A 12,106-nucleotide genomic window follows, 5' to 3' on the forward strand; every position below is an offset into this window, starting at 1 on the left:
GCTACCGCCCGGCCCCGCTCGTCCCTGCCCCCTCCTCGCCGGCACCGACGGCGGCGTGCAGATGGGCCAGCTTGTCCGGATTCCGTATGACGTAGACGGCCTGGACGAGCCCGCCGGCCACGTCGAGGGCGAAAACCGAGTCGGGGCGTCCTTCGCGGGTCGCCAGCAGGGCAGGCCCCCCGTTGAGCTCCACGCAGCGGAAGCGGAGGGCGGCATTCCCGGCCTGCGGTCCGACCGCGGCCAGGAAACGGCCGACCTTGTCCGCACCGTCGATGATCCTGCGCGGCGCCTTCGCCTCGCCCGGGTCGGAGAACAGCCGCACATCCGGTGCCAGCAGGCGGAGCAGCCCGTCGAGGTCGCCGTCGACGGCGGCCTCGAGGAAGCGTTCGGTCAGGTCGCGCCGGAGCCCGGGGTCGACGTCGAAGCGCGGCTTGCGCTCCGCCACATGCCGCCGGGCGCGTCCCGCCAGTTGGCGCACGGCGGCCTCGCTGCGCTCCAGCGTCCCGGCGATCTCGGCGAACGGGAAGCCGAACGCCTCCCGCAGCACGAACACGGCGCGCTCCAGCGGAGAGAGCGACTCCAGCACGACGAGCAGGGCCAGTGAGACCGACTCGGTCAGCATCGCGCGTTCGGCGCCGTCCCCGTGGTCGGCGCCCGCGGCCGGGGCGAGGCCGGTGGCCAGGGGCTCGGGCAGCCAGGTCCCGACGTAGGCCTCACGCCTGGAGCGCACCTGCCGCAGCCGGTCGATGGCCAGCCGGGTGGTGACGCGGACGAGGTAGCCGCGGGGTTCGCGCACCCGTGCGCGGTCGGCCGCCGACCAGCGCAGCCACGCCTCCTGCACGACGTCCTCGGCGTCGGCCACGCGGCCGAGCATGCGGTAGGCCACGCCGTCGAGCACGGGACGGTGTTCCTCGAAGACCTCGGTCGCGTCAGCGGTCACCTGGTCATCATGCCATCGGCGGTGTGGCCGCCGGTACGCGCGGGGCTTCCGTGCCGGGCCCCTTGCTGACATCGTGTCAACCTGCCGCAGTGCCCCGTGCCGCAGGAACCAGGAGTGGCCATGCCCGCCGTCTTCACCCCTCAGACACCCGCCCGCGTCTCCGCCTCCAGCCTCCAGGTCTCCCCGCCCGCTCTCCCCGCCTTCGAGGTCGCCTACGAACGGCGCGGACAGGGCGAACCGATGCTGCTGCTGCACGGCATAGGACACCACTGGCAGGCGTGGGAACCGGTGCTCAGCGTCCTCGCGGGAAGCTACGACGTGATCGCCGTCGACCTGCCGGGGTTCGGCTCCTCACCCGGGCTGCCGGACGGCCTCTCCTGCGGGACCGACGACATCGTGCCGCTGCTCGCCCACACGTGTGCGGCGCTGGGTGTCGAACGCCCGCACGTGGTCGGCAACTCGCTGGGCGGCCTGCTGGCGCTGGAGATGGGCCTGCACGGACACGCGCGGTCGGTGACAGCCTTCTCCCCCGGCGGCTTCTACACCACACCGGAGCGGCTGTACGCCTTCTCGGTGCTGCGCGGCATGCGGGCGGGGGCGCGGGCCCTGCCCGACCCGCTGCTCGGTCTCATGGCCCGCTCCGCCGCCGGACGCACCGTGCTGACCAGCACCATCTACGCCCGTCCTGGCCGGCGTTCGGCCGACTCCGTCGTCGCGGAGACCCGCGCGCTGCGGCAAGGGAGCGGCTTCGAACCGGTCCTCGCGGAAGGGCGGCGCCCCAGCTCGCGGTTCGATGAGGACATCGCGGACATTCCGGTGACGATCGGCTGGGGTGACCGCGACAGACTGCTGCTGCGCCGCCAGGGCATACGGGCCAAGCACACGATTCCCGGCGCCCGTCTGGTGCGGCTGCGCGGCTGCGGGCACGTGCCGATGAACGACGACCCGGCGGCCGTCGCCCGCGTCGTGACGGACACGGCCCGAGCTGTCGGCCCCGGCCTCTCCGAAGGGCCGTGACCGGCCGCCGCACCCGGGACCGGCCGCCGCGCCCCGTGACCGGGCCCGTAGCCGAGCGCCGGGTCACGGGGTGCGGCGGTCACCGCGGGATCACCGCGGGATCACCGCGGGATCACTGCGGTGGGGTCGGGGTGTCGTGCGTGCGGTACATGGCCTGCACGTCCATCTCCAGCTTGACCGTGGGGCCGACGATGGCGATACCGCGAGCCAGCATGTTCCGCCAGTTCAAGGTGTAGTCCTCGCGGTGGAGTTCGGCGGTGGAGCGGGCGGCGCACCGCAGCTCCTCGCCGTATCCGCCGTTGACCGCGCCCAGGTAGGAGGTGTCCAGGCTCACGGTGCGGCTGACGCCGTGCAGCGTGAGCGTGCCCTGAACAGTCCACTTGGAGCCCGAGCGGTGGATGAACCGGTTGCTCGCGAAGTGCAGGTAGGGGTGGCGCTCGACGTCCAGGAAGTCCGCTGAGCGCAGGTGGTCGTCCCGGGACCTGTTGCCCGTGCTGATGCTCGCCGCCTCGATGCTGATCTCCAGGTAGCTGTCCTCGATCTGTTCGGCGACGCGTATCCCTCCTTCGAAGCGGGTGAATCTGCCGTGCACGTTGGCCATGCCGACGTGCCGCGCGACGAAGCGGATCGCCGTGTGCGGCGGGTCGATGAGCCAGACTCCCGGCTGAGGCAGCTCGGGCGTCTGACCGGACAGCAACTGGATGTTCTCCGGCGCGGGCCGGGTGCCCGCGATGACGTCCAGAGTGCGGTGGGCCGGCTGCAACCCTTCCAGCGTGGCCATGACAGCGTACGTACCGTGTGGCAGTGCGGCCGTGACGAGGCCGTAGGGGTCGCTGGTCGTTCTGACCATGCGGCGACCCGTCTCGCTGGACGTCAGAGTGATCTCGGCATTCGGCAGCGGCTCACCGACCGGATCGGTGATCTGCAGCACGGCGAACCCGGCGTCGGCCGGAAGCCCGGCCATCCACCCACCTCGGTCGGCCTGCTTCGGCCTTCTCCGTAGAAGGGTTCCGAGGCCCATACTGATCGTCCTTCTTTCTTGGCAGTGCTCGTGACGCTTGTTCGTCGTGGGGGGTGGGGCTCCGCGGGGAAGCCGCGCACGATCGTACGGATGTGCCTGCGGCTGCCATGCACCCGGTCGTTGAAACTTCTCCCAACCCACGGAAAAAGCGACTTCCACCACTGCCACGCTCCGGCCGCGCACCGCGCCGAGCACCACTCGGACGCGCGATCGGCCGGGCGCCGCGGACGTCAGCTCAGCGCGTTCTCGATGCGTACCTCCAGCGCGCCCGCCTCGCTCATGCGCTCCGTGACGGTGCCGTGCGGATCGGGCGTGCCCTCCGGATAGGCGGCGCGTACCCGGGTGAGCCGGGTGACGGCCTGCTCGTAGCGGCCCAGGTCGGCCTCGAGTCCGGCCGCCCGCAGCTCCGCGCTGGTCGCCTCGTGCAGCCCCGCCTCGCCACAGGCACGGAAAGCCTCCACGGCACGGTCGGCGTACGCGATGCCCTGCGTGTAGCACGCCAGCGCCGCCTCCCCCTGCTCTCCGGAGAGCGGAAGCGGAACCGGCTCGATGAGCAACTCGGCGGTCTGCCGGAAGGTGTGACCGACCTCCAGCCGCAGGCGGAGCCGCTGCTCCTCGGCGAGCTCCCCGTCCGGGCGGCGCAGCACCGCCTCGATCTCCTCCCGCGCCACGTCCATGCAGCGCAGCGACTCCCCCACCTCGGCGCCCGACTCCCTCGCGAGCCAGGCGCGGGCGTGGATCGTGCGGATGACCGCGTGGTGGTCCCCCAACGCGCGCCACAGCTCCTCGGCCCCCGCGTACAGCTTCTCCGCCTCGGCGAACCGGTGCCCGGCCCGGTGGGTGTCGGCGGCGAGGTGGGTGACGACGGCCCGTCCGTGCCGGTCCTGCCACGGATTCGGCCGCAGGGCCGCTCGGTGCAGCAACCTGGCGGCTTCCCGCAGCTGTTCGGGCCTGCCGCTCGCGTGCCCGAGCCAGACGCACGCCTGCACGATGCCCGTCTCGTCGGCGGCCTCCAGCAGCCCGTCCAGGGCCCCGACCAGCACGGCAGCGGCCTCGTCGGTCTCTTCGAGGGCGAGCAGGCAGCCGCCCAGACGCAGCATGGCACGGGGCACGTCGCCCTCCCGCGCCGTTGCGCACTCGTGCACGGCGTGCCGCAGAGCGGCGGCCTCGTCGGCGAGGAGGCCCTGCGCGGCGTGCACGTCGGCGTGCAGCAGGTGGAGGCGGGCACGGTCGTGCGGAGTGCGGGCCGCGTGGTGTCCGCCGCGGTCCTCTTCCAGCGCGCCGCACAGCACCTCGTCGGCGCGCTTGTGGTCCCCCGTCTCCATCAGCAGGCGGGCGAGCGCGAGTTCGGGCCCTGTGGCGGCCCAAGGGCGCCCCGCCGCGTGGAAGAGTTCCGCCGCCGACCTGAGCAGTTCCGCCGCCCTGGCGGGCGCGCCGCGCTGCGCGGCCAGCCGGCCGCGGGTCTCGGTGGCCTCGGCGATACGGGCGCCTACCCCAGGCGCCTCACGGTCGGGTTCCGCCAGGGCGATCAGGTCGGTCAGCTCGGCGTCGAGCGCGTCGGCGGCCGGACCCAGAGCGTCGGGCGCCCCCCGCGCGGCGTCGAAGGGCGTGCCGTCCTCCTCGTCGCCGTCCGCCCACGGGCCCAGTTCACGCGCCCGCATCCTGGCCCCCGTCAGCAGGACGGCGGTGGCGTGCCGGGTGCCGACGCGCCCCTCGGCGTGCAGCCGCCGGGCCTCGGCGCACAGCGCGCCGATGGGCTCCGGCGGCACGGCCGTTCCCTCCGGGGCGAAGGAGGCGGCGAAGACGGCGCGGGCCCGGCAGGCGAGGGCTTCCCCGGGCAGGCCCGCACCGGCGAACAGGCGCGCCGCCTCGGCGAAGCGGGCCGCCCCCGCCGCCGGGTCCCGGCGGGCGAGCAGCATGGCGAGGTGGTCGAGGACCTCGGCCTGCTCGCCCTGGCCGAGGTCCACACCGGCGCGGGTGACGGCGTCGTCGGCCGCGACCCACGCCGTCGCCGCCCGGGGGTGGCCCAGAGCGCTCAGCCTGCGCGCCTCCGCGAGCATCGCGTGCGGGTCGGCCGCGGCCGGCTCGGACGGCGCCCCGGGCTGCGGCAGCGTGCCGGGGCCCACTCCGAGCGGGAGACGGGAAACGCACGGCCGCAGCGCCAGCCGGGCGCGAACAGCCGCACGGTGGTGGCCTGAGGCGGCGCGCTCGTCGAACCGCGCGGCGGCCTCCAAGGCCAGCGAGGCGGCTTCCTGTTCCAGTGCGGCGGCCGTCCGGGCGCTCCCCCCGGGGCCGGGCACGGGCAGGTCCCCGTGGCCGAGCTCCACCAAGCGCCGCGCCAGCAGCGCGACGGAGGCCCTCCAGGCGCCGCGTCCCGCCGGGTCGACGTCCGGTCGGCGGTGCGCGGCATCCTGCTCGGTGAGGATCTCCAGCCCGCGCGCCTCGTTCCCGGTGCGGGCGCAGAACTCCAGGTGCGAGGCGAGGACGCCGCCGCCCGCGGTGGGCGCGTCCCGTACCAGCAGGTACCCGGCGACGTGCCGGGAGCGTGCCTCCTCGATCCTGCCGAGCCGCAGCAGCGGCGGGAGCGAGTCGGCCAGCAGCGCCGACCGGCGGCTCGTACACGGGTAGTCGCCGCGCAGTACCGGCTCCCACAGCCGCAGCGCCGCCTCGTCGTCCGCCGCGCCCGATCCCGGCTGTGCGGCGTCGGCCCGCTGGGCGCGCGCGGCGTGGGCCTGCCCGCGCCAGGCGAGTTCGCAGCCGGCGCAGTCGGCGCTCTCGTCCCGGTCGGCCTCCAGCCAGGCGTCGTAGGCGCGGGCGGCCCGGCGGCTGTCACCAAAGTTCCGCGCCACCATGAACTCCCGGGCGTGCACGGCGCGCTGCGACAGGCCCGCGCCCGCGTGGCGGCGGGCCATCACGGACAGCCACTCCTCGACGTCCGCCGCCGGGACCGAGGGGTCGCCGAGCACGTCTTCGACGGCCCAGCGCAGCGACCACAGCAGGGCGAACCCGGCGTCCTCGCCGAAGGCGTCCGGTTGTGCGTCCTGAAGGTCCAGCGCACGGGCGACCAGGGGGGCGCTCGCGCCCGCGACGGTGCCCAGCGCGCGGCTCGCGGCGAGATGCAGCAGCGCTTCCGCGAGCGCCGCACGCCCCTCCCGCGGGTGAGATGCAGGCAGCTCCTCGGCCGCCGCGACCAACTCCTCAGCCCGTGCGACGCGCTCGGGCCCGTGCGGGGCCAGACCCTGCGCCCGCGTTTCCCCGCGCAGTTGTGCGGGCGTTCGGCTGGTGGTCATCGGGCCTCCTGGGCCGGGGAACGGCGTGCGTGTGGCGTGCGGTCTCAGTTGTCCGTGAAGCGGCATCCTAGGACGATCGGAACGGCCGGACGGTACGTACTCCGGACGGGCCCCTTCTGTCGAGTGTGACGGCGGGTGTTCACTGGGACGTCGGGTGCACGGCACCCGGGCGGGGTACAGCTGGCACCGCACCCGCCGCCCGGGCAGCTGCTCCGGCGTACCCGGCCGGCACGAGGGACCGACGAGGCGGCAACGACCGTTCAGACATCTCACCGCATCGAGGAGATCCGTCCATGGCACAAGCCGATCCGACCACCGGCAGACCCCACGGACGCCGCGCGCTGCTGCGCGGCACGGCAGCCGCGGGGGCCGCACTCTCCCTGCCCCTGCTGGGCGCGGCGGCGCCCGCGCAGGCCCGGCGCGGGCGCCCGTCAGCCGACTGGGGCGTCCAGGCAGGCGACGTGACCGCCTTCTCCGGGCTGGTGTGGGTGCGGTCGGACCGCCGGGCACGCATGCTGGTCGAGACGTCGGCGACCGAGACGTTCCGCAACCCGCGGCGGTGGCACGGGCCGCTCGTCGGACCGAAGACGGACTTCACCGGCCGTACGGCCCTGCACGGGCTCCCGGCGGGAGAACAAATCCACTATCGGGTGACCCTGGCCGACCCGGACGATCCGCGACGCACCAGCGAACCGGTGTACGGCACCTTCCGCACCGCACCCCACCGCAGGCGTGACGTGCGGTTCCTGTGGTCGGGCGACCTGGCGGGACAGGGGTGGGGCATCAACCCCGACCGCGGCGGCTACCCCCTCTTCGCCGAGATGCGAGGGCTGAACCCGGACTTCTTCCTCAACAGCGGCGACACCATCTACGCCGACTCCCCCATCCAGGAGCGCGTCGAACTGCCCGACGGCGGGGTGTGGCGGAACGTCACCACCGAGGAGAAGTCGAAGGTCGCCGAGACCCTCGCGGAGTTCCGCGCCAACTTCCGCTACAACCTGCTGGACCGCAAGCTGCGCGACTTCAACGCCCAGGTGCCGTGGATCGTGCAGTGGGACGACCACGAGGTGCTCAACAACTGGTATCCGGGCGAGATCCTCGACGACGACCGGTACACGGTCAAGGACGTCTCCACGCTGGCCGCCCGGTCCCTGCGGGCCTTCAGCGAGTACTTCCCCGTCAGCACCCTGCGGCCGGGGAACGACGACGGGCGCGTCCACCGCGTGGTGCGGCACGGGCCGCTCCTCGACGTCTTCGTCCTCGACATGCGCGCCTACCGCAACGCCAACTCGCCGGGACGGCAGCCGGACGACACGCAGGGCATCCTCGGCGAGCGGCAGTTGGAGTGGCTCAAGCGCGAGCTCTCGCGCTCCCGCGCCACCTGGAAGGTGATCGCCTCGGACATGCCGCTGGGGCTCGTGGTCCCGGACGGCAAGACGGACTACGAGGCCGTCGCGCAGGGCGACCCGGGTGCCCCGCTGGGCCGTGAGCTGCAGATCGCGGAGCTGCTGCGGCACATCAAGCACCGCCGGATCACCGGCACGGTGTGGTTCACCACCGACGTGCACTACACGTGCGCCCAGCGGTACGACCCGGACAGGGCCGCCTTCAAGGACTTCGCGCCGTTCTGGGAGTTCGTCTCGGGGCCGATGAACGCGGGCGGCTTCGCCGCGCTCGAACTGGACGGCACCTTCGGCCCCGACCAGAAGTTCGTCAAGGCACCGACACGGGCGAACACCCCACCGACGGAGGGCGGGCAGTACTTCGGCCAGGTCGACATCGACGGCTCCACCGGCGAACTGACCGTGCGGCTGCGCGAGGAGGGCGGCGCCGTGCTGTTCACCAAGGTGCTCCAGCCGGGAAGGGTGGGGCAGTAAGCGCCAGGTCCCTCCGGGGGGCGCCAGGGATGCGGGAAACTGGGCAGATGGGCGTTTCCTTCACCTACTCCCCCGTCGGCCTCACCGCACAGGGGGTGACCCCTCCCGGCTTCAACGGCCTGCGCGTGCGCACTCTGCTGGGCGCGGGCGAGCCCGTCTTCGCGGCGGCCTCGCGCGCCCTGCTGGAGTGGCGGATGCACCGGGCGATGGGGGTACGGGTGCGGGCCGACGCCGACAGGGCGGCCCCCGGGGTACGCGTCACGGTCGGTCTGGGCGTGGGGCCGCTGCGCGTCAACGGCCCCTGCCAGGTGGTGTGGGCCGTCGAGGAGGAGCGCCGCACCGGGTGGGCGTACGGCACGCTTCCCGGACACCCGGAGTGTGGCGAGGAGGCGTTCTGGGTCGAGCACGAGGCGGACGGGCGGGTCTGGCTGACCGTACGCGCGTACAGCAGGCCGGCGACGTGGTGGACGCGCGTGGGCGGGCCGCTGGTGCCGGTGCTCCAGCGGCTCTACGCACACCACTGCGGGCGGGTCCTGCGGCGACTGGCCAGGCAGGCGGCCCCCACCGGTCGGCGCACATGACGGAAAAGGGACGTTTACCGGCCGAGAGGCCCTTTTACGCACTCGTCACGCACCGTTCGCGGCCAGGCAACACCCGTCCGAAAGGGTGAGCGCATGGCTGACTCCGCCGCGAAGAAGACCGGGGACGCGAAGAAGACCGGGGACAAGACCGCCCCTCCGCGCCCCTGGCACCGTGTGCTGCGGGCCGCCCGCGCGGGGTGGCGGGCGGCCCGCAGCACGCGGTGCGCCCCGACGGCGCCCGAGGTCCGCGACGAGGGGGCCCGGAGTGAGGAGGCCCCCGGGCGAGCAGACCCCGAGCGCGGATACCCCGAGCGCGGAGGCCCCGAGCGCGGACGCCCCGCCCAGACAGTGGCCCGCGCGGGGCGGGGCGGGGCGGGGGCCCTGTGGCGGGTGCGGGCCACCGTGCGGGAGGAACCCGGCTCCCTGGCGCGAGTGTGCGGAGCACTGGCGACCCGGGGCGTGGACATCCTCGCGCTCCAGACCCACCCGTTGGGCGACCGCACGGTGGACGAGTTCCTGCTGCGGACCCCCGCGTCCCTCCAGCCCCGGGCCCTGGCGGAGACACTGGCCGAGGCGGGCGGCACCGACGTGCATACCGAGCGGGCCGACGCGCACGACCTGGTGGACACCCCCGCACGCGTGCTCGGACTGGCTACCCGCACCGCCCTCGACAGCGCCGAACTCCCCCTGGCACTGCGCACCTTGCTGGGCCGCTGCCGCATACGTTCGGCTCCCGGAGACACCCCCGCGGAGGGCACACTTGAGGGCACGTCACTACGCCTGCCCGACCCTGCCGGAGGAGAGATCGTCGTGGAACGCCCCCACGTGCCCTTCACCCCCACCGAGTACGCCCGGGCGCACGCGCTGGTGGAGCTCGACGCCTGCCTGGGCCGACGGACCCCGCGGCACACCGACGCGCTCGCCCTCCCTGCGGGCCGGTCCGTCACCGTCCGCCGCGCCGACGAGGGGGACCTGGAAGCGGCACTGGCCATGCACGCGCGGTGCTCGCACCAGACCCTCGGGCGCCGCTACCACGGCCCCGTGGGCGACGCCGACAGCTACCTGCGCCACCTGCTCTCGCCCCGGTTCGGCCGGACACTCGCGGTGGAGTCGGCCGCGGGCGAACTGGTCGCGCTCGGCCACCTGCTGTGGGACGGGGACGAGACGGAGGCCGCGCTGCTGGTCGAGGACGCCTGGCAGCGCCGGGGCATCGGCTCCGAACTCCTGCGCCGGCTCACGGACATGGCACACGACGGAGGCTGCCGCAGTGTCTACGCCGTCACACAGGCCTCCAACACCGGCATGGTCGCCACGATGCGCGGGCTGGGGCTGCCGCTCGACTACCAGGTGGAGGAAGGGACCGTGGTGGTGACCGCCGCGCTGGAGCCCGCCGCCGTCGCACCGCACTGAGCACCCTCCCACGCCGATCGCTGCTCTGCTCGGCCCGTCCGATCCACCGTGCTCTGCTCGGCCCGTCCGATCCACCGGCCCGTGCCCCGCACGTCCGGTCCACCGTGCCCTGCTCCGCACGTCCGGTCCACCGCGCCCTGCTCCGCGCGTCCGGCCCGGGCTCTGCCCGGTGCGTTCGCCCGCCGCGTACCCGGGGAGCTGACGCGGTGGGCCCGCCCGTACGAGGATGGGCCCATGTCCGATGCAAACGCCTCAGCGCCCGCCGCCCCCCTGCCGCGCCAGGTGGCCGACACCTACGTCGACGCGCTCGTCGACCTCGACCCGATCTCCGGTACCTACCTCGGGGTGCCGGAGAGCCACGGAAAACTGCCCGACTTCTCCCCCGCGGGCCAGGAGGCCTTGGCCGCCCTCTGCCGCGCCACGCTGGACGAGCTGGCCGCGGCCGAGGCGCGCCCCGGCGGGGACAGTGACGAGGAGCGGCGCTGCGCACGGCTGCTGCGCGAGCGCCTGACGGCCGAGCTGGCCGTCCACGAGGCGGGCGAGGGCCTGCGCGCGGTCAGCAACCTCAGCTCGCCGGTGCACTCGGTGCGCGGCATCTTCACCGTGATGCCGTCCGAGACGGAGGCGGACTGGCAGCAGGTCGCCGCGCGGATGCGGGCGATGCCCGTCGCGCTCGACGGCTACCGCGCCTCACTGGCCGAGGGCCTGTCCCGCGGCCTGCTCGCCGGGCCGCGCCAGGTCTCCACCGTGCTGGGCCAGCTGACGGAGTGGCTCGGCGAAGCGGAAGGGGGCGAAGCCCGCGGCTGGTTCGCCCAGTTCGCGGGCGAGGGGCCCGACGCCCTGCGGGCCGAACTGGACGGCGCGGCGGACGAGGCGACCCGCGCCATCCGCGAGCTGCGCGACTGGCTGCGCGACGTCTACCAGCCGGGCGTCGCGGGCGCCGGGGAGACGGTCGGCCGGGAGCGCTACGCGCTGTGGTCCCGCTACTGGAACGGCGCCGACCTCGACCTGGAGGAGGCCTACCGCTACGGCTGGCAGGAGTTCCACCGGCTGCTGGCCGAAATGCGCACCGAGGCGGAGGAGATCCTGCCCGGCGCGGAGACCCCCTGGGAGGCGCTGCGCCACCTGGACACCCACGGCGAGGCCGTCGAGGGCGTCGAGGCGGTCCGCGAGTGGCTGCAGGGGCTCATGGACCAGGCCATCTCGGAGCTGGACGGCACCCACTTCGAGCTGTCCGAGAAGGTGCGCCGGGTGGAGTCGCGCATCGCCCCGCCGGGGAGCGCCGCCGCCCCGTACTACACCCAGCCCTCGCTGGACTTCTCCCGCCCGGGCCGCACCTGGCTGCCCACGATGGGCGAGAGCAGGTTCCCGGTGTACGACCTGGTCACCACCTGGTACCACGAGGGCGTACCGGGACACCACCTCCAGCTGGCCCAGTGGACGTACGTCGCCGACAAGCTCTCCCGCTACCAGACGACCGTCGGCATGGTCAGCGCCAACGCCGAGGGCTGGGCCCTGTACGCGGAGCGGCTGATGGACGAGCTCGGGTTCCTGACCAACGCCGAGCAGCGGCTGGGGTATCTCGACGCCCAGATGATGCGGGCGACGCGAGTGATCGTCGACATCGGCATGCACCTGGAGCTGGAGATCCCGGCCGACTCGCCCTTCCACCCCGGTGAGCGGTGGACCCCCGAGCTGGCGCAGGAGTTCTTCGGCATGCACAGCGGTCGCCCCGCCGAGTTCGTGGAGAGCGAGCTGGTCCGCTACCTGGGCATGCCGGGCCAGGCCATCGGCTACAAGCTGGGCGAACGCGCCTGGCTCCAGGGCAGGGCCGCGGCCCAGCGGGCACACGGCGACGCCTTCGACGCCAAGTCGTGGCACATGGCCGCCCTCTCGCTGGGCTCCCTGGGCCTCGACGACCTGGTCGCGGAGCTGTCCGCGCTCTGAGCGGTGGCTCCGGGCCCCCACCC

The 12,106-nt window shown here is 74.1% G+C and carries 8 protein-coding genes; 5 read left to right on the forward strand and 3 right to left on the reverse strand.

Annotated elements, in window-relative coordinates:
- Position 1: 1 nt before the first annotated feature.
- The gene (sigJ, locus tag AB8Z75_RS22390; RefSeq protein ID WP_369204746.1) at positions 2–940 is read right to left on the reverse strand and encodes an RNA polymerase sigma factor SigJ; all 939 of its coding nucleotides are present in this window, start codon (positions 938–940) and stop codon (positions 2–4) included.
- Positions 941–1,060: 120 nt separating this feature from the next.
- On the opposite strand from sigJ, the gene AB8Z75_RS22395 reads away from it, so the two are divergent.
- Positions 1,061–1,957 (forward strand): alpha/beta fold hydrolase, encoded by an 897-nt coding sequence (locus tag AB8Z75_RS22395; RefSeq protein WP_369204748.1) that lies wholly within the window; start codon positions 1,061–1,063, stop codon positions 1,955–1,957.
- A gap of 112 nt (positions 1,958–2,069) precedes the next feature.
- Here AB8Z75_RS22395 and AB8Z75_RS22400 read toward each other — a convergent pair whose 3' ends face one another.
- Positions 2,070–2,921, reverse strand: a complete 852-nt coding sequence (locus tag AB8Z75_RS22400; RefSeq protein ID WP_369204750.1) for a YceI family protein — start codon at positions 2,919–2,921, stop codon at positions 2,070–2,072.
- A gap of 287 nt (positions 2,922–3,208) precedes the next feature.
- Positions 3,209–6,268, reverse strand: coding sequence for a hypothetical protein (locus tag AB8Z75_RS22405; RefSeq protein ID WP_369204752.1), 3,060 nt, complete (start codon positions 6,266–6,268; stop codon positions 3,209–3,211).
- Between the two features lie 293 nt (positions 6,269–6,561).
- On the opposite strand from AB8Z75_RS22405, the gene AB8Z75_RS22410 reads away from it, so the two are divergent.
- From AB8Z75_RS22410 to AB8Z75_RS22425, 4 genes are all read left to right on the forward strand, one after another.
- Positions 6,562–8,145, forward strand: a complete 1,584-nt coding sequence (locus AB8Z75_RS22410; RefSeq protein ID WP_369204754.1) for an alkaline phosphatase — start codon at positions 6,562–6,564, stop codon at positions 8,143–8,145.
- A 47-nt stretch (positions 8,146–8,192) separates the two neighbouring features.
- A complete protein-coding gene (locus AB8Z75_RS22415; protein ID WP_369204756.1) occupies positions 8,193–8,726 on the forward strand; it encodes a DUF1990 family protein in 534 nt (177 codons plus the stop codon).
- 93 nt (positions 8,727–8,819) lie between these two features.
- Complete coding sequence (locus tag AB8Z75_RS22420) at positions 8,820–10,136, forward strand: GNAT family N-acetyltransferase (RefSeq protein ID WP_369204758.1); 1,317 nt, start codon at positions 8,820–8,822, stop codon at positions 10,134–10,136.
- A gap of 234 nt (positions 10,137–10,370) precedes the next feature.
- Entirely contained in the window at positions 10,371–12,083 is a 1,713-nt protein-coding gene (locus AB8Z75_RS22425; protein WP_369204760.1) for a DUF885 domain-containing protein, read from the forward strand.
- Positions 12,084–12,106: the final 23 nt, after the last annotated feature.

This window comes from Streptomyces sp. PU-14G (assembly GCF_041028275.1).
In the GTDB taxonomy this organism is placed as follows: Bacteria; Actinomycetota; Actinomycetes; order Streptomycetales; family Streptomycetaceae; genus Streptomyces.